The sequence below is a fragment of the Pelomonas sp. Root405 genome (assembly GCF_001425165.1).
In the GTDB taxonomy this organism is placed as follows: domain Bacteria; phylum Pseudomonadota; class Gammaproteobacteria; order Burkholderiales; family Burkholderiaceae_C; genus Pelomonas.
This window is the reverse complement of the sequence record NZ_LMDU01000001.1, coordinates 173,667-189,103: the sequence shown is the minus strand read 5'-3', so window position 1 is coordinate 189,103 and position 15,437 is coordinate 173,667. Positions and strand designations below refer to the sequence as shown.

Annotated in this window: 21 protein-coding genes and 2 pseudogenes; 7 read left to right on the top strand and 16 right to left on the bottom strand. The window is 64.5% G+C overall.

Annotated features, from left to right (window positions below):
- Window positions 1-167 precede the first annotated feature (167 nt).
- The 5 genes from gshA to ASC81_RS00900 all read right to left on the bottom strand — a co-directional run bounded on the left by gshA (window position 168) and on the right by ASC81_RS00900 (window position 5,343).
- Entirely contained in the window at window positions 168-1,433 is a 1,266-nt protein-coding gene (gshA, locus tag ASC81_RS00920; protein ID WP_056261500.1) for a glutamate--cysteine ligase, read from the bottom strand.
- Window positions 1,434-1,486: 53 nt separating this feature from the next.
- Entirely contained in the window at window positions 1,487-2,611 is a 1,125-nt protein-coding gene (locus ASC81_RS00915; RefSeq protein WP_162245837.1) for a GGDEF domain-containing protein, read from the bottom strand.
- Between the two features lie 92 nt (window positions 2,612-2,703).
- A complete protein-coding gene (gene amt, locus ASC81_RS00910) occupies window positions 2,704-4,227 on the bottom strand; it encodes an ammonium transporter (protein WP_056261494.1) in 1,524 nt (507 codons plus the stop codon).
- A gap of 38 nt (window positions 4,228-4,265) precedes the next feature.
- The gene (glnK, locus tag ASC81_RS00905) at window positions 4,266-4,604 is read right to left on the bottom strand and encodes a P-II family nitrogen regulator (RefSeq protein WP_056192325.1); all 339 of its coding nucleotides are present in this window, start codon (window positions 4,602-4,604) and stop codon (window positions 4,266-4,268) included.
- A 22-nt stretch (window positions 4,605-4,626) separates the two neighbouring features.
- A complete protein-coding gene (locus ASC81_RS00900; RefSeq protein WP_056261491.1) occupies window positions 4,627-5,343 on the bottom strand; it encodes a TorF family putative porin in 717 nt (238 codons plus the stop codon).
- A 295-nt stretch (window positions 5,344-5,638) separates the two neighbouring features.
- Here ASC81_RS00900 and ASC81_RS00895 point away from each other — a divergent pair.
- The 3 genes and pseudogenes from ASC81_RS00895 to ASC81_RS00890 form a co-directional block, all read left to right on the top strand.
- Window positions 5,639-5,851: pseudogene (locus ASC81_RS00895) on the top strand (magnesium chelatase domain-containing protein); the annotation flags it as partial.
- 181 nt (window positions 5,852-6,032) lie between these two features.
- Window positions 6,033-6,140, top strand: a complete 108-nt coding sequence (locus ASC81_RS28220) for an IS3 family transposase (protein ID WP_369820833.1) — start codon at window positions 6,033-6,035, stop codon at window positions 6,138-6,140.
- A gap of 586 nt (window positions 6,141-6,726) precedes the next feature.
- Window positions 6,727-7,011, top strand: a complete 285-nt coding sequence (locus ASC81_RS00890) for a hypothetical protein (protein ID WP_056261486.1) — start codon at window positions 6,727-6,729, stop codon at window positions 7,009-7,011.
- Between the two features lie 3 nt (window positions 7,012-7,014).
- Here ASC81_RS00890 and ASC81_RS28070 read toward each other — a convergent pair whose 3' ends face one another.
- Together ASC81_RS28070 and ASC81_RS00885 are read right to left on the bottom strand one after the other, a co-directional pair.
- Window positions 7,015-7,149, bottom strand: a complete 135-nt coding sequence (locus ASC81_RS28070; protein WP_255354393.1) for a hypothetical protein — start codon at window positions 7,147-7,149, stop codon at window positions 7,015-7,017.
- Window positions 7,150-7,224: 75 nt separating this feature from the next.
- Window positions 7,225-7,509, bottom strand: a complete 285-nt coding sequence (locus ASC81_RS00885) for a hypothetical protein (protein ID WP_056261484.1) — start codon at window positions 7,507-7,509, stop codon at window positions 7,225-7,227.
- 117 nt (window positions 7,510-7,626) lie between these two features.
- Between ASC81_RS00885 and ASC81_RS26840 the strand changes: the two are divergent.
- Window positions 7,627-7,734, top strand: a pseudogene (locus ASC81_RS26840) (IS3 family transposase); the annotation flags it as partial.
- 5 nt (window positions 7,735-7,739) lie between these two features.
- Here ASC81_RS26840 and ASC81_RS00880 read toward each other — a convergent pair.
- The 6 genes from ASC81_RS00880 to ASC81_RS00855 are packed head-to-tail and all read right to left on the bottom strand — an operon-like array spanning window position 7,740 to window position 10,899.
- Window positions 7,740-8,192: a hypothetical protein gene (locus tag ASC81_RS00880; protein WP_156391634.1), complete on the bottom strand. Its 453-nt coding sequence runs from the start codon at window positions 8,190-8,192 to the stop codon at window positions 7,740-7,742.
- 5 nt (window positions 8,193-8,197) lie between these two features.
- On the bottom strand, window positions 8,198-9,058 hold the full coding sequence (locus ASC81_RS00875) for a metallophosphoesterase (protein ID WP_056264118.1): 861 nt from the start codon (window positions 9,056-9,058) through the stop codon (window positions 8,198-8,200).
- Window positions 9,059-9,075: 17 nt separating this feature from the next.
- A complete protein-coding gene (locus ASC81_RS27310) occupies window positions 9,076-9,342 on the bottom strand; it encodes an antitoxin Xre/MbcA/ParS toxin-binding domain-containing protein (RefSeq protein ID WP_056261479.1) in 267 nt (88 codons plus the stop codon).
- On the bottom strand, window positions 9,339-9,752 hold the full coding sequence (locus ASC81_RS27305; protein WP_056261476.1) for a hypothetical protein: 414 nt from the start codon (window positions 9,750-9,752) through the stop codon (window positions 9,339-9,341). Before ASC81_RS27305 ends, ASC81_RS27310 begins: the two co-directional genes overlap by 4 nt.
- Complete coding sequence (locus tag ASC81_RS26835) at window positions 9,749-10,393, bottom strand: HAD domain-containing protein (protein ID WP_056261475.1); 645 nt, start codon at window positions 10,391-10,393, stop codon at window positions 9,749-9,751. Before ASC81_RS26835 ends, ASC81_RS27305 begins: the two co-directional genes overlap by 4 nt.
- Window positions 10,390-10,899, bottom strand: a complete 510-nt coding sequence (locus ASC81_RS00855; protein WP_056261474.1) for a hypothetical protein — start codon at window positions 10,897-10,899, stop codon at window positions 10,390-10,392. The genes ASC81_RS26835 and ASC81_RS00855 overlap by 4 nt, the downstream gene beginning before the upstream one ends.
- A gap of 216 nt (window positions 10,900-11,115) precedes the next feature.
- On the opposite strand from ASC81_RS00855, the gene ASC81_RS00850 reads away from it, so the two are divergent.
- Together ASC81_RS00850 and ASC81_RS00845 are read left to right on the top strand one after the other, a co-directional pair.
- Window positions 11,116-11,376, top strand: a complete 261-nt coding sequence (locus ASC81_RS00850) for a helix-turn-helix domain-containing protein (protein WP_235533533.1) — start codon at window positions 11,116-11,118, stop codon at window positions 11,374-11,376.
- Between the two features lie 89 nt (window positions 11,377-11,465).
- Window positions 11,466-11,792 (top strand): helix-turn-helix domain-containing protein, encoded by a 327-nt coding sequence (locus ASC81_RS00845; RefSeq protein WP_056261470.1) that lies wholly within the window; start codon window positions 11,466-11,468, stop codon window positions 11,790-11,792.
- A 12-nt stretch (window positions 11,793-11,804) separates the two neighbouring features.
- On the opposite strand, the gene ASC81_RS28215 is transcribed toward ASC81_RS00845, so the two are convergent.
- Window positions 11,805-12,068 carry a helix-turn-helix transcriptional regulator gene (locus ASC81_RS28215; protein ID WP_156391632.1) on the bottom strand — a complete coding sequence of 88 codons (264 nt, stop codon included), beginning with the start codon at window positions 12,066-12,068 and terminating at the stop codon, window positions 11,805-11,807.
- On the bottom strand, window positions 12,065-12,394 hold the full coding sequence (locus tag ASC81_RS26360) for a helix-turn-helix domain-containing protein (protein ID WP_082536160.1): 330 nt from the start codon (window positions 12,392-12,394) through the stop codon (window positions 12,065-12,067). Before ASC81_RS26360 ends, ASC81_RS28215 begins: the two co-directional genes overlap by 4 nt.
- A 287-nt stretch (window positions 12,395-12,681) precedes the next feature.
- Here ASC81_RS26360 and ASC81_RS28065 point away from each other — a divergent pair, with 287 nt between their 5' ends.
- Window positions 12,682-12,813 (top strand): hypothetical protein, encoded by a 132-nt coding sequence (locus ASC81_RS28065; protein WP_255354392.1) that lies wholly within the window; start codon window positions 12,682-12,684, stop codon window positions 12,811-12,813.
- Window positions 12,814-12,817: 4 nt separating this feature from the next.
- Here the strand turns inward: ASC81_RS28065 and ligD are convergent, their stop codons facing one another.
- Window positions 12,818-15,433: a DNA ligase D gene (gene ligD, locus ASC81_RS00840; protein ID WP_235533531.1), complete on the bottom strand. Its 2,616-nt coding sequence runs from the start codon at window positions 15,431-15,433 to the stop codon at window positions 12,818-12,820.
- Window positions 15,434-15,437 lie beyond the last annotated feature (4 nt).

Sequence of the window (15,437 nt, the reverse complement as noted above, 5' to 3'; positions counted from 1 at the left end):
CATGAGGAGCTCCTGGAACACAGCGGGATGGCTGAGACCAGGCACCGTAAAAGCGCCACCCGGGGGATGCCAAAAGTGAGGCCCCCAAAGCCGCGTTTACCCCGAGGCGGAACGACACATTGCAGCAACAACCATGACGACCGGCACCCCCGCCAGGCCGCCAAAGATCAGGCCGCCTCGGCCTCCGCCTGCGGGTCCGTCGCTTCCAGTTCATAGCTGGCGGCCAGCATCGCCAGCCGGCCGATGACGCCATACATGTAGAAGCGGTTGGGCGCGCTCGCACCGGGCTTCTCGCCGGGGCGCGGCAGGTGGGGCGACTCGGCGAACGCCAGCGGCACATAGCTGGCGCCTGGGGCGTTGAGGTTCTCGTCGATGCCGCGGTGGGCGTGCACGCGGTAGAAGCCGCCGACGACGTAGCGGTCCATCATGTAGACGACCGGCTCGGCGACGGCCTCGTGCACGCGCTCATGCGTGGGCACGCCTTCCTGCACGATGACGTCCTGGCCCAGGCTTTCGGGCAGGGTTGAAGCCAGGGCCTCGATGTCCTTAGCGTCACGCACCGTCAGCACCGCGCGGCCGTAGCTGCCCACGTCGCTCTTGATGATGACGAAGGGCTTCTCGTTGATGCCGTATTCCTTGTACTTGCGGCGCACCTTGGTCAGCTGCGCGTCGGCTGCCGCCTGCAGCGCGTCCAAGCCCTTGCTGCCGTGCATGTCGACGCTCTGAAACATCGGCGTGATCAGCCAGGGGTCCATGCCCAGCAGCTTGCCGAAGCGCTTGGCGACTTCCTCGTAGGCGCGGAAGTGCTGGCTCTTGCGCCGCACCGTCCAGCCGGCATGCAGCGGCGGCAGCAGGTATTGCTCGTGCAGGCCCATCAGCTGCGGCGGCGTGCCGGCCGAGAGGTCGTTGTTGAGCAGCACTGTGCAGGGGTCGAAGCCCTTGAGCATCAGCCGGCCGCGCTTGCGCACCAGGGGCTCGACGACCAGGCTGCCGCCGCTGGCCAGCGGCAGTTCGGTCGGCTCCTTGATGCTGGTGTCCAGCGTGCCGAAGCGCACGTTCAGCCCGGCCTGCGTGAAGATGCGCGCCAGCGTGGCGAGGTGGTCCAGATAGAAGCTGCAGCGCGCGCCCGTCTCGGGAATGACGAGCAGGTTGCGCGCCTCGGGGCAGATCTTCTCGATGGCCGCCATCGCTGCCTGGACGGCCTGGGGCAGCATCTGGGCGGTCAGGTGGTTGAAGCCGCCAGGAAAGAGATTGGTGTCGACCGGCGCCAGCTTGAAGCCGGCGTTGCGCAGGTCCACCGAAGCATAGAAGGTCGGCGTGTGCTCCATCCATTCCAGCCTGAACCAGCGCTCCGTGGCCGGCATGGACTCCAGGACACGGGCCTCCAGCTCGTTGATGGGGCCGTTCAGGGCGGTGATGAGATGGGGAACCATGGCCGAATGATCTCAAACTTACAGGCCGCCCCACTTGAGGGCTGCCGCGCGGATCACAAGACGCCGTCAGCGCAGCAGGTGCGGCCCCGGCCGGCGTGCTTGGCGCGGTAGAGCTGGTCGTCGGCACGCTTGATGGCCGCGGCCAGCGCCTCGCCGGCTTCCACGCGCACGGCGCCGGCGCTGAAGTCGACGACAAAACCCAGGCTGGCCTCGCAGCGCCGCGTCAGCGCCTGGTGCAGGCGGGCGTCGAGCCGGCTGAAGGCCTCAGGCTCGCAGTGGCGCAGTAGCAGGCAGAACTCCTCGCCGCCGTAGCGGCCGACCAGGTCGGTCGCGCGCAGCTCGCCGCGCAGCACCTCGCCGGTGAGCTTGATGACTTCGTCGCCGACCGGGTGGCCGCGCTCGTCGTTGATGCGCTTGAAGTGGTCCAGGTCCAGCATCAGCAGCACGCCCGGCTCGCCGGCCGTCTTCAGCGCCTGGCCGGCCCGGCTCATCCATTCGCGGCGGTTGAGCAGGCCGGTCAGCGTGTCCAGTGAGGCCAGCCGCACCAGGGCCTGTTCGGCGGCGTCGCGGTGCGCCAGCAAAAAGCCCATGGTGCCCAGCACCAGGCTGGCGTTGAGCATCAACAGGTGGGCAAAGTTCAACGGATGCGGGGCGATGAAGCGCGGATAGGCCTCGGGCCAGCCGAACACGAGGACGACCCGGCCCAGCGTCAGCAGTGCGTTGGCCAGGGCCGCCACGCCGCACAACCAGCGCCAGCGCACACGGCCCGCGCCATGCAGCAGCAGCCAGCCGGCCCAGAGCGTCTGGACGCCGATGGTGAAGTTGGTGAGCCCTGTGGCGAGCGGCTGGTCACGAAAGACGATGGCATGCACGAAGCCCAGCATCAGCGGCGGTGCCAGTAGCCAGCGCAGCGGCGCCTGGCGACCCAGGAAGCGGTAGGCCGTCAGCACCATGGCCGAACATGACGCGCTGAGCGCCATCACCCCCAGCGTGGCCATCAGGCGCGGCGTGGTCTGCGTGGCCGCGATCAGCAGGCCGAAGCCGATCGCCTGGCCCAGCAGCATGAACTGCCAGGACTGCAGGCCGCTGCGAGTGCGGATACCAACGCCGACGGCCAACGCCACGCTCATCAGCAACGCGTTGACGAGCACGGCCACCAACAGGGTGATCACATCCATGCGGGTCAGCATAACGACGGGCCCGAGGGGACAAAGAAAAAGCCGCCTCGAAGGGCGGCTTGGCGTGAAAGAGGGCCGGACTGGCCCCCAAGTCACTTGTGATAAGCCGTTTCGCCGTGCGACGAGATGTCCAGGCCTTCGCGCTCTTCTTCTTCCGTCACCCGCAGGCCGATGGTCAGGTCGACCAGCTTGTAGGCGATGAAGGAGACGACGCCCGACCACACCAGGGTCAGCAGCACGGCCTTGGTCTGGATCCAGACCTGGCCGGCGATGGAGTAGGCCTCCGGCGCGACCATCGCAACGGTGACCCAGTCGCCGACGGCGCTCGGGCCGCCCAGGTTGGGGCTGTTGAACACGCCGGTCAGGATGGCGCCGACGATGCCGCCGACACCGTGGACGCCGAAGACGTCCAGCGAGTCGTCCGCACCCAGCAGCTTCTTCAGGCCCGACACACCCCACAGGCAGGCGAAGCCAGCCACCAGGCCGATGACCAGGCCACCACCGATGCCGACGTTGCCGGCAGCCGGCGTGATGGCGACGAGGCCGGCGACGGCACCCGAGGCAGCACCCAGCATCGAGGCCTTGCCCTTCAGCAGCGCCTCACCCACGCACCAGGCCAGCACGGCAGCAGCGGTAGCCGCCAGCGTGTTGAAGAAGGCCAGGGCAGCGAAGCCGTTGGCTTCCAGTGCGGAGCCGGCGTTGAAGCCGAACCAGCCCACCCACAGCAGCGCGGCGCCCACCATCGTCAGCGTCAAGCTGTGCGGCGTGAACTGCTCGCGGCCGTAGCCGACGCGCTTGCCGACCATGTACGCACCGACCAGGCCCGCCACGGCGGCATTGATGTGCACGACGGTGCCGCCGGCGAAGTCCAGCGCGCCCCACTGCCAGATCAGGCCGGCCTTGCTGGTCATCTCTGCAGCGACTTCAGCCGAGGTGTAGGCATCCGGGCCCATCCAGTACCAGACCATGTGGGCCATGGGCAGGTAGCTGAAGGTGAACCACAGCGTCAGGAAGGCGAGCACGGCGGAGAACTTCATGCGCTCGGCGAAGGCGCCGATGATCAGGCAGGCGGTGATACCGGCGAAGGTCGCCTGGAAGGCCGCGAACACGATCTCGTACATCGGCGTGCCCTTGCTGAAGGTGGCGCCGTTGGCAAAGGTGCCGGCGGCGTTGTCCCACAGCCCCTTCATGAACAGCCGGTCCGTGCCGCCGATGAACGCATTGCCCTCGGTGAACGCGAAGCTGTAGCCGTACAGCACCCACAGCACGATCATCAGCGAGAAGCCGACCATGACCTGCATCAGCACGGACAGCATGTTCTTGCTGCGCACCAGGCCGCCGTAGAACAGCGCGAGGCCCGGGATCGTCATCAGGATGACCAGCAGCGTGGACACCAGCATCCAGGCCGTGTCGCCCTTGTTGGGCGCAGGCGCCGGGGCGGCAGTGGCAGCAGGCGCTTCGGCCGGCGCAGCGGCGGCGGGCGCGGGGGCCGCCGAAGCCGCATCGACAGCGGCAGTCGCCACGGCAGCGGCGGGCGCCGAGGCGGCATCCTGGGCCCAGGCGGCCGGCGCGAGCAGACCCGCCGCGAGGGCGAGGCCGGCAAGGAGTTTCTTCATTTGAGGGTTCTCCAAACGGTTGTTATGGACGCGCGCTTTTAGAGCGCGTCGTTGCCGGTTTCGCCGGTGCGGATGCGGACGACCTGGTCCAGCGGCGACACGAAAATCTTGCCGTCGCCGATCTTGCCGGTGCGGGCGGAGGACTCGATGGCCTCGATGACGCGCTCGACGACGTCGTCGTTCACTGCCGCCTCGATCTTGACCTTGGGCAGGAAGTCCACGACGTACTCGGCACCGCGGTACAGCTCGGTGTGGCCCTTCTGGCGGCCAAAGCCCTTGACCTCGGTGACCGTCAGGCCCTGCACGCCGATGGCGCTCAGGGCCTCACGCACCTCGTCGAGCTTGAAAGGCTTGATGACGGCAGTGATCAGTTTCATGTCGCTCTCCAGTGCAATGCAATCAGAAGGTCTTCTTCAGGCCGACGACGAGGCGGGCCTTGCCCAGGTCCTTGCCGTTGGGGCCGACATAGCCGTCGGCATCCGTGCCGATGATGGCGGCGCTGGCGATCAGGCCGGAGAAGTCCTTGGACAGCGTCAGCGAGTAGTCGGTGTAGGACGCGGCGGAGTTGCGGCGCACCTTCTGGTGGCCGACGTGGGGTGACAGCATCAGGCCATCGCCCAGGTCGAAGCTGGCCGTCACGTCCAGGTAGCCGCTGCCCTTGCTGTCGGCAAAGCCGAACAGGTTGGACGTGCTGTGCGAGTACTTGGCCGTCACGGGGCCGAAGCTCAGCGCGCCATACACCTCCAGGGTGTTGGGGCTGACGCCCAGCTTGTGGCTGGGGTAGTAGTACTGCAGCAGACCGACGTCCATCGTCAGGCCGGGCGCCACCTCGGTCTTGTAGCCGCCGTAGACGTCGATCTCGGCGTCAGAGTCGCCGCCGCCGTCCTTGATCCACTTGATCGTCGACGCCCAGGTGCCGATGTAGAAGCCACTCGGGTCGGCGTAATCCATGCCGCCTTGCAGGGCCGGCTTCAGGCGAGTCTGGGAGATGCCACGGTAGCGGTAATCGCTGACCACGCCGACGTTGAACGTCAGCGGGCTCGGTGCCTCTTGGGCCGCTGCGGGCAGGGCGACCGCGGACATGGCCAGCACGAGCAGCGAATGGGAAAACTTCATGGCAGAGGCTCCTGTTTCAAGTTGGGGATACGTCTGGCGGGTATTTGCAGCTTCCGTGCCAAGGGTCACGCCTTGTCACGCCGCACGAAACTGGGCCTACGGCGCCCGGATCGGAGACGCTCGCACCAATTTGGCACAGATCCCGCTCGGAAGATGCACCGCAGAAGTGCATTGCAGGGAAAAGCACCGGACCGCCCGTGGCCAAGCCGGCGGCTAGACTGGTCCGCCACAAAAGGCAGCCCTGCACGCCGGACCCCGCGCGCCAGCGCCCGCACACCGACACCTTCCCCTATTGATGTCCCTCGCCACCGTCCACAGCCGCGCCCTCGACGGCCTCGCCGCCGCGCCGGTCACGGTGGAAGTCCACCTGGCCAACGGCCTGCCGAGCTTCACCGTGGTGGGCCTGGCCGACACCGAGGTCAAGGAAGCCCGCGAGCGGGTACGGGCGGCGCTGCAGAACAGCGGGCTGGCCTTCCCGACGAATAAAAGAATTCAATGTAGTCAAGCACTTTTCTCGCGATTTGTGCAAGGTAGAACTCGAACGCCATAGAGCTCACACAGACGGAGCTTTAGGCAGACTATTGACTGTGGTCCACGCCCCGCGTCGTCCACAGTCCGCCGGGCGCGCAGCGCCCGGCCCTTCCATGCGACAGGAATAGCGAGATACCTGGTGAGCACCGCCGCTTAGCATGCTCGTAGAAGCCTACATCCGCTGGGACAACGAGACGCGGATCAAGATCTCGCTCGGCGGCCTCAGCCCCGCCGCACATCGCAGAAGCTTGGGGATCGCTGTTTAACCAGTCCAAGTTTTTGTCCGCACCCCCGGTGGGTCAGGATGGCGTGGGGATCAACACTCTTCGACGAAGCGGTGGGCGTTATGCACGAGAGCCGCACTCAGTTCGACGCCCTGGTGCTTGGCCTGCCCTGGCAGCGCGTCGGCGAGGCCGGCGTCATCACGCTGCTGTAACCCAAGCTAGGAACGGTCCTGGTGCGGCACATCGCAAGGGCGATATCAGCTTCTTCAGGGGGTAGATAGCCACTTGAGCGGGCGATTCCCGCAGCCGGCGCGGCAGCTCAGTTCCTAAAAACTAGGGGGGAACAGGTGATTCTTCATTGCCCGAAGTGCGAACACAGCCGGAAGCCGTCGGACACCGCGCCTGCCGGCACATGGGCGCACGAATCGTGTGCGGTCCGAAGCTCCGCCGGGTTTTATCCCGAGACCCGGGTGGCAGGTCCGGCCTACGCTGAGCAGTGGGACAGCTCGCTGGTCACGCAACTCTCGCTGGCCGGCCGGCGCCTGGCGGATGTCCTGAACAACGCGCTGCAGCAGCGCTGAACGGCGACCTCACAATCGCAAAACCGCCACCTCGAAACGCCCGCCTGATGGCCCTTCTGATCCTCGGCATGACCCAGTGCCCGCTCTGCCGCCAAGCGATTGAGGCGGGGCAGGAAACCATCTCGACGACGCATTTCATCGAATCGCCGGACCACCCGCTATGGCGGTACTCCGACGCGGCGATGCACTACGGCTGCTTCCAAACCTGGGATCAGCGCCCGCTCTTCGTCGCCGAGTACAACCGCCTCTTCGGCTCGCGGGTCTGGGGAAACGGCACTAGGCACCCAATGGATGACGATGGCACGGTGACAACTGTCAGCGTCGCCAACTGAGCCCTACAGCTTGAAGTGCTGCGGCACTGAGTTCACCAACAAGCCCGTCATTTCCTGCACCAGCGCATAGTCGGCCAGCACCTGTTGGTGGAGGAACACCGGCTTTTCAGCGTCCGGGCCGTTCAACGTCAATGCCATGAGCAAGCTGTTTGAACCGAGACCGTCTGTATGCGTCCGGGCAAGTCACCCGAGTCAGGCCGCACGCCTGATACCTCAGACAGTCTGGCGGCCTCTCCACTCTTCAATCGGGATGAATGATTCCTCATGGACTTCATCGAAGACGATCCAGCCCCTGCACCTCGCGCTCATTGCGTAAAGCTTTTGAGCCTCTTCGACCGTCAGGCGCAGTGCCCCGCGACCGAGCTCGGGCGCATGCATTGCCTCCCACACTTCGTTTTCAATGCCTTGCATCCAAGCCGCTCGATAGCGCCGCTCCGAGATTTCGGAGATGAAGTCAGCAAGGTCGCGCTGCTCTTGGGTAAGGTCTTGAAGGGCCACGACTAACTCCTCAGTTTGTTCTCAACCCAGCCACCCTGACGTCGAAGCAACCGCTATTTGCTCGCAGGTCGCCAGCTGTGCGGTAAGAGCTCCGTGATCCTAATGGCAGGCTGTGTCGGCAACTGCTTGGACAACGCTGTGGTCGATAGCTTCTTTGGGACGCTGAAGTCGGAATACTTCCACGTCAACAAGTTCAGCAGCCTAGACGAGCTCGAGGCTGGTCTGCGGGGCTAGCCATGTACGGGGCCTTCAACCATGCGCTGAGCGGCTATCACCACGGCTGCGCCCTCCTCCACCAGCACCTCGCGCGGTCGCTTGCCGTCGAGGTAGGTTGTGGCGGACTCAAACCACGCGGCGATCTGGAACGGCGCGCGGCCGCGCAAGACTTCAAGCACCTCGCGAACAATCGGTACCGGCTCAAGCATGGCGTCGAATGCATAACGGGGGTAGATCGGCACCCCGTTCTTCTCAAGCGCAAATATTCGCCCCTGCTCCAGCCAGCCGGCCAGCATGGTGTCCGCGTTGAGAGGCTTGTCCGGAAGCTCCGCGAACAGCTCCGTTGCCGATAGCCAGCTTGTGCCGTCCATCACCATTCGAAAAGCTTTGGCGCGCATGCGCGCCAGCATCGCGTCAGCTTTCTCTCGGTCTTCCTTCGACGCATTCGACTTCGGCGCTGCAACCATGGTGTCTATAACTCCTCAACGTTTTCAGGCAGCACGTTGCCTGGGGCTGATACGACTTCGACAATGAAGCCCGGGTCGTAGAGCCGGTTCTCGAAGCTGCCGTTCCTCATGGGATAGCCACGGGGGTTAGAGACGATCCGGCAGTTGCCCCGCTCGTAATCGAACGAGGTATGGGTGTGGCCGTGAACCCAGAGAGCCGGCACATCAAACAGCCCATCTGGCAGCTCGCTGGCAAACGTCGGCGTCAGCCAGTCGGCGGCGTACTCCGGCGCTACCGAACCGCTCGAAGGCGCATGGTGGGTCACCACCACGGTGGGTCCCGGGAAAGGCTCAGCAAGCTTCTGGGCCAGCCAGTCTCGGTCCCTCTCGTGCATGGCGACGGCATCTTCTGCGCGCAGGGCTCGAGCGGACCGTTGTCCGTGGGGCCACGCTAAAACCTGGATGAGCCGGAAGTCGTTCATGCCAGCGGCCGCCGCCTTCATCGCACGCTGGACGCTGGATGTCGTCGAGCCATCAGGCTGCCTCACGCCGAGTCGGAAATCGGTCCACAGGGTGCAGCCGATGAACCGCACTTCGTTCAAGACCACAACGTCCCGATCAAGAAGGTGAACATTGCTGCCCGCTGAAGCCTGGCGCATCTCGCCAAGCTCCGCGTTGATTTCACACCGATAGAACTCGTGGTTGCCAGGTACGAGAAACACCGGCTTGCGGCCGAACCTGCCATCAGCCTTGGCCCACTCCACGGCCGCCAGGCCGGGGTTGTGAATGTCACCGGCCAAGACGACGGCGTCGTACTCGGTGCCGGTCGACTGCACCCAAGGCGCGCCGAACTCCAGATGCAGATCTGACAGGACGAGGATCTTCATGGCCAGTGCCGTAGACATCAACCCACTCCACCTGCGCCGATCTGCATCAAGTGCTGCTCGACCGCCTGCATGCCGCCTGGTCGTACAACCATATCGATAGGCCTTTCTCCAAGCCCAAACGCTCGGGTGATCAGCCACTCGGCGAGCCAGGGCTCCAGATCGCCCGCGGCCAGCGGCGCCACGATTTCCACCAGACGCTGGTAGTCCGCAGTGGTTGCGAAGCGCTCCAGGCAGTCCAGGAGAGCGCGTTTTTCAGCGATGAAGGCGTCGGTGGCGGATGTCATTGGTGCTTGGTCGGTGAAGTCGGTCCTGGAGCCGGATGCAGCGAGTCGGCTGGATGCAGCTGCGCCCAGAACTGGGAACTTATATCGATGCCGCCGGACAGCCCGAGCAGTGCAGCGCCGTTGCGGATTGCCATGCACTCCAGTGGGCGGCTTTTCGGCGGCGCCATCAGCATGCAGCGGTGGCGGGACGTCGTCTTGACCGCCCGCGACGTTATGTCGAACCCAGCCAGAGCTGACGTCAGGCGTACGACGGCACGGTTGGTCTTGCGATCCCTGCGAGTTCCCAGGTGAAGCTCGCCCGACGGCGCTTTCAACAGGCGCCATGAGTGCACCTCGCACGGATCTTCCTCGGGTGGCAGCGCGCCGCGTTCGTTGTCGAAGGCAATGCCGGCGTCGTCGGCATTCCTCATGGCTGGAGCCTCTCCTCGGTGGGCTTGGCACCCGCGTGATGGGCCTGCCGCATTGAGCGTGCCGGCCTTTGTAGCGCATGGACGATGGCGTCCACGTGATCCATCGTCAGACCGATGCCAGGCGTGCAAAGGACGACGCGACCCAACAGTGGGTTGTCCGGGGACGGATCGGCGAAGGCCAGTTCCCCCGCGCTATGGTGGTCGTCAAGCACCACAAAGGGTTCACCTTGGTGATGGGTTTCAAGCCAATGCAGGATCTCGGCTCGCCGCTCTCGATAGACCCGTTTTGGAACGCACCGCCAGGCGTCGCCCTCATGCAGGTTGTTCGCGACGAAATGAAGGCCGCCTCCGTTCAAGACCCACATCATCTGTTCGCGGGTGAAATGCTCGCGCCAGTTGCTGCTGATCACGTATTTCATGCCTGCTGATCGACGATGGGACACAGCCAGGGCGTTGCGCGCGACCGGCGTGAAGAGAGCGGACAACTGGTGCTGGCTTGGCGTTTCGTCGCGCGCAAGCGTCCGAGACAAGCTCAGACAGGCCTCGTGCTGGCCGATACACAGGACTTCGTCGATGTCGAGAAAGGCAGTGCCGAACCTGCCAGCGTCGGCGACCTTGATATCGGGTTCGACCACGGTCACGCTCCGCTCTTGCGTGCGTTAGTTCGGCGCAGCGGGTTGTTAGTTGTGGACCCGGAGCTCTGGCGCGTCCGCGTGACGGCAATGCGCAGCACCAGCTCATGCTCAATGGGCTCTTCATGGTCGGGCACCAGGCCGCAGTCGAACCTATCACCTGCGGTATCGGCAAGCTCCACGCTGTGGCCGGCGGCTGACCTGCAACGCCACACTTCACGAATCTCGCGCGACGTCCATTGGCCTGTCGGCGACTGCCAAGCCGGCATCATGCAGACGATGCCCTTCACGCGATCAGGTTCCAGTGTGCTGAGCAGTTCCACCACGTCGGAATCCCACGCAACACAGAACGTGCGGGTCACGCTGCAACCTGGATCCTCAGCGTCGAAGATCTCCACCGACACCAGGAACCACGGCGCGTCCAAGGTTAGCTCGACAACGCGCCACTGTTGGCAGCCTGGAGGGCCGAGGTCAGGAGGGAACGGAAACTCATACTCCGGCTGGGAAACGAACATGACGCTCTGGCGGTGAACAGTGAGGGTTCGCCGGCTGGACTGTTGAACTCCGGCGGATTGTTCAGACGGCCAGGCCGTATCCAAATTCTTGATATGCCGATGAGGGGCTATGGGGGACACGCAGGCTGATGTCCTGTCCAAGCAACCCGGACGAATTTGTCGTTCTTGAACGACAACTGATTCACATCACGACAGCGATCTCCCACAATGTCGTCTATGAACGACATTGTTCGGCTTTCTTCGGACCTTGGGGCCGCGCTCAAGCAGGCCCGCCAGGCCGCCGGAATGAGCATCACCGAGGTCGCCGAGAAGGCTGGCAGGGTGCGCGACGTGATCTACCGTCTGGAATCTGGTCACGACACCTCAGTGGCTTCGCTATTTGCGGTGCTATCAGCTCTGCAACTGAATATCCGCCTAGAACCCGCCCGCATGCCGAAATTAGAGGAAGTCGTTGCGCGCTTCGGAGCTGACGAGTAAGAGTGACATCCCAGGCGGCCGGGTGCGTGCCATATGCAAATTCTTGATATGGACAGTGGTGGGATACGGTGCGACGCTGAGAGAATTCCATGTCCAAATCCCTGTACAGCCGCCACAACGAAGCCTTTCTGAAGAAGCTCAAGGGCCTGCGCGAGTCGCGCCAACTGCGGCAGGCCGACCTCGGCAACCTGCTTGGCCGCAGCCAGGGCTGGGTCAGCTATGTCGAGAGCGGCGCGACCACCCTCAACGTCATCGAGCTTCGTGAATGGATTGAAGCGCTGGACTACAGCTTTATGGAGTTCCTGCAGGAGCTGGACGACGAGCTGCGCTGGCTTGGAAGCGTCCGTCTGCGCGCACAGCCACGCAAGCGGGCGGCGGGGGCCGCAACAGGCCGACGTGCGTCAGGCGCAAAGTGAGATGGGCCCCACTCAGTGGCGGGTTTTGCTCATGTCCAGTGCCAGGCGCCGATCCATGCGCTCGAAAAAGACATCGAGAGAGGAGCCGCAGGCTAGGCACCAGTAGAACAGCTCGACCACATGGACACTGCGCTGACCGGCTTCACTTCGGCTTACGTCACAAGGCTGGATGCCGACTTCATCTGCAAGATCGCGCCGGCTCAGTCCGGCGTGAAGCCTGAGCTGCGCCAGCTCTGCGGCGAATGCAACATCGACCGGCGCTGACCCCTGGTTCACGTGACCCGGCGGTGCTTCTCGCGCGTGCCCAGCCGCAGGTTCGAGAACGAGGCAATCTCCTCGCCGACGGCGGACAACACCTTGTCGACCTCAGCGGCGTTGCCCTTGTTGCAGAACGACAGCGTCAGCAAGGTCAACGGATGCACACCCATGGTTTGAGCCAGCTGCACAACCTTCTTGAGGGATGGGCTGGCGCCCTGGTTCTCAAGGCGGCTGAGGTGGGTACGTCCCGAGACCTCGTAAAAGTCTTCTTGCGACAGTCCTCGCTCAAGCCGCAAGGCACGTAGCGCCTGGCCGAATTTTGGAGTGGTTGTCTTGAGACTCATCACGGGTCGATTCCGACCCGGATTGGCTCACCGCGCACCTTTAACGACTACACCTTATACGGTGCGTTGGCATGGAGAATTTGGTTGAACCGAACCTATCCGGACCCCTGAGGCTGGCTCGATCTGAGCGCTTTCACGGTGCTTCTCTGGGTGTCTGGGCCGGCGGCTTCGTTTCGGTACCCCTAATGCACGAGTTCGCGCCGCCAACGGGTTTTCCGGCTGGGGGCATCGCAACCAGGGTCAGCGTCGATGCCGAACCTGGCCATCAACGAAGAAAGGACTGACGATTGAACATCACCTCGGTCATCGATGCGGCTTGCCGCATGGTTGAGACCCTGCAGACCAATCCAATGGGCGCGCTGATCCTGCTCCTGCTGGCTGGGTGCGCCGTCGCGGCTGGCCGGACTTGGCGCCGATGACCTGTTACGGCACCTTGAGCAGCCTTCGGGCTGCGGTCAGAGTGTTCCGGGCCTTCCAGTAGTCGGCCCAGGGATCGGTCTTCTCGAAGCTCAGGTACTCACGCGCAGTGCCGATGGTCCATTGAGCCCCGCCTTTGAGCGACGGCAGCTGCTCCCAGCTGATCGGCACGGATACCCCCATCCCCGGCCTGGCGCGCGCCGAGAACGCTGCTGCCGTGGTCTGCCCGTGCCCGTTGCGCAGGTAGTCGATGAAGATCTTGCCCACACGGTTGCTGCCGCCACTCTTGGCCACGAACCGCTGCGGGATGGTCTTGGCCATGTGCGCGACGACGGCCCGGGAGAAATCCTTGACCACCTCGTAGTCCAGCTTCGGCGCCAGCGGCACCACCACATGCAAGCCCTTGCCGCCGCTGGTCTTGAGCCAGGCCTTTAGACCCAGCTCATCCAGCATCGTCTTCGTCAGGACGGCTGCCTCCTGAACGTTCTGCCAGGACACGCCCTCGCCTGGGTCCAGGTCGAAGATCACCCGGTCGGGCTGGTCAATGCGCTTCGTCACCGAGTTCCACGTATGGAACTCGATGACGTTGAGCTGGGCCGCGTTGATGAGCCCGTCGACCGTGTCGATCGACATCAGCGAGTCGTGGCCTGGCCACAGTGCCGGATCGAGGTTGCTGATCCCCTTGATCTCCTGGTCGGAGTGCTTCTGGAAGAACAGCTGACCGGTGATGCCCTGCGGCGCTCGCACCAGGGACACGGGGCGATCCTTCAGGTGCGGCAGGATGCGATCAGCGACGCTCTCGTAGAAGTGCACCAGGTCGATCTTCTTGAGGCCGGTCGATGGGTCGATGACGCGGTCCGGGTTGGAGATCTTGATCGCCGTCTTCGGCTTCGTCGCTTTGGTCGGCTTGGCAGGCGGCGGCGGCGCCGACTGCTCGCGACCGATGGAGCGCGGGTCTTTGTCGGTCCGCACACCCCGAAAGGTCGCATGCCGAACCTTGCCGTCCGCCGTCCACTCGCCGAACGCCACTTCGACAACCATCTCTGGCTTCACCCATCGCTCCGTGCCCTTGGCCCGCTTGGACCAGCGGCCGGGGTCCACCTCCGCCGTGTCGACGGGCGGCGTCTTCGTCTCCAACTTGGCCACTTGGTCAAACAGCTCGCTGCCTTGGGCTGCGCCCCAGCCCGTGCCGACCGACCCTGCGTAGCGCAGCTTGCCGGCTTCGTAGTAGCCCAGCAGCAGCGCGCCAACGTCGCGTGTGGAGTTGGCCCGGTCGGTGAAGCCGATGACAACAAACTCTTGGCGTCGCTGGCATTTCAGCTTGAGCCAGCTGTCAGCGCGGCGCGAGACGTACGGTGAGTCCGAATTCTTCAGCATCACGCCTTCAAGGCCAAGCTGACAGGCGGCGGCAAGCACTTCGGTGGGTGACGAAGGCAGCTCCTCGCTGAAACGCACCCGTTCGGTGATACGACCTTCCAGCAAGCTCTTGAGGACGCTGCGGCGGCTGCGCAGGGGCACGTCACGCAGGTCGGTGTCGCCCAGGAAAGGCACGTCGAACAAGAAGATCGCGATGTCCTTGGTGCGCGCGTTATCGATGGCGTTCTGCAGCCGGTTGAAGTCCGGCAGGCCGTGCTCGTTGAGGACGGCGATCTCGCCGTCGAGCCAGCCCTGCGTGATGCCGACCTGCTGCAGCTCGTCCGCCAGCGGCCGGAGCTTCGCCGTCCAGTCGTTGCCGTTGCGGGTGATGAGCTGCACCTTGCCGCCGGCGATGCGCACCAGCATGCGATAGCCATCAAATTTGTTTTCGATGAGCCAATCGCCGCCGCTGGGCGCCGAGGCGGCCAGGGTGGCAAGTTGCGGCTCCAGCTTCAGCGGCATGGCGGCCTTCTTGGCGCGCGACAGATCAGGGCCGCCGCTCTCTGAAGGGGCGGCGAGGACGCGCGGCTCTCGTTCTTCAACCAGGCCAAGCGGCTGCTCGACGACGCTATCCGGCAAAGCGGTGATGACGTCGTATTCGGCGAGCGGACGCGCCCAGGCGTCGCCCTTCTTTTTGAACAAGATCCACTGGTCCTGTTTCTTTGCGCCTGGCTTGGAGATGCGGACCAGCTCCCAAAGGCCCGCGAGTTTTTCGCCGTGCAGGTGGAAGATCAACTTGCCCTTGGCCAGCCCTTCACGCGGATCGCCGACCGGCGTCCAGGTGCCGCGGTCCCAAATGATGACCGTGCCGGCGCCGTAGTGGCCCTTCGGGATCTCCCCCTCGAAGGAGTTGTAGCTGATAGGGTGATCCTCAACGTGGATCGCCATCTGCTTGACCGCCGGGTCGTAGCTGGGCCCCTTGGGCACCGCCCAGCTAACCATCACGCCATCCAGCTCCAGCCGGAAGTCGTAGTGAAGGCGGGACGCCCAGTGCTTCTGAATGACGAAGCGCAGCGCGTCCTTCGCCTTTCGGCGCGCGACCTTGCCCGCAGGTTCGGCGGTGCCGCTGAAATCGCGCTTGGCGTTGTACTTCGCCAGCGGGACATCGGGCGGAGCTTCCTTTGCGCGCTGCCTGCCCCGGGTAGCGGCCGTCGCCTTGGCGGCCGGCTTGGCGGGCCGCGGCGACGCTCGCTGAGCGATCGCCACGAAG

Coding starts and splice junctions, on each gene's coding strand:
- ASC81_RS27310 (WP_056261479.1), bottom strand. CDS start 9,342: ATGACATCCGCCACCGACGCCTTCATCGCTGAAAAACGCGCTCTCCTG.
- ASC81_RS00900 (WP_056261491.1), bottom strand. CDS start 5,343: ATGAAGTTTTCCCATTCGCTGCTCGTGCTGGCCATGTCCGCGGTCGCC.
- gshA (WP_056261500.1), bottom strand. CDS start 1,433: ATGGTTCCCCATCTCATCACCGCCCTGAACGGCCCCATCAACGAGCTG.
- ASC81_RS28220 (WP_369820833.1), top strand. CDS start 6,033: ATGCTCGTAGAAGCCTACATCCGCTGGGACAACGAGACGCGGATCAAG.
- ASC81_RS26360 (WP_082536160.1), bottom strand. CDS start 12,394: ATGAGTCTCAAGACAACCACTCCAAAATTCGGCCAGGCGCTACGTGCC.
- ASC81_RS00875 (WP_056264118.1), bottom strand. CDS start 9,058: ATGAAGATCCTCGTCCTGTCAGATCTGCATCTGGAGTTCGGCGCGCCT.
- glnK (WP_056192325.1), bottom strand. CDS start 4,604: ATGAAACTGATCACTGCCGTCATCAAGCCTTTCAAGCTCGACGAGGTG.
- ASC81_RS00845 (WP_056261470.1), top strand. CDS start 11,466: ATGTCCAAATCCCTGTACAGCCGCCACAACGAAGCCTTTCTGAAGAAG.
- ASC81_RS00880 (WP_156391634.1), bottom strand. CDS start 8,192: ATGGTTGCAGCGCCGAAGTCGAATGCGTCGAAGGAAGACCGAGAGAAA.
- amt (WP_056261494.1), bottom strand. CDS start 4,227: ATGAAGAAACTCCTTGCCGGCCTCGCCCTCGCGGCGGGTCTGCTCGCG.
- ASC81_RS00915 (WP_162245837.1), bottom strand. CDS start 2,611: ATGGATGTGATCACCCTGTTGGTGGCCGTGCTCGTCAACGCGTTGCTG.
- ASC81_RS00855 (WP_056261474.1), bottom strand. CDS start 10,899: ATGTTCGTTTCCCAGCCGGAGTATGAGTTTCCGTTCCCTCCTGACCTC.
- ASC81_RS00850 (WP_235533533.1), top strand. CDS start 11,116: ATGAACGACATTGTTCGGCTTTCTTCGGACCTTGGGGCCGCGCTCAAG.
- ASC81_RS00890 (WP_056261486.1), top strand. CDS start 6,727: ATGGCCCTTCTGATCCTCGGCATGACCCAGTGCCCGCTCTGCCGCCAA.
- ASC81_RS28070 (WP_255354393.1), bottom strand. CDS start 7,149: ATGGCATTGACGTTGAACGGCCCGGACGCTGAAAAGCCGGTGTTCCTC.
- ASC81_RS27305 (WP_056261476.1), bottom strand. CDS start 9,752: ATGAGGAATGCCGACGACGCCGGCATTGCCTTCGACAACGAACGCGGC.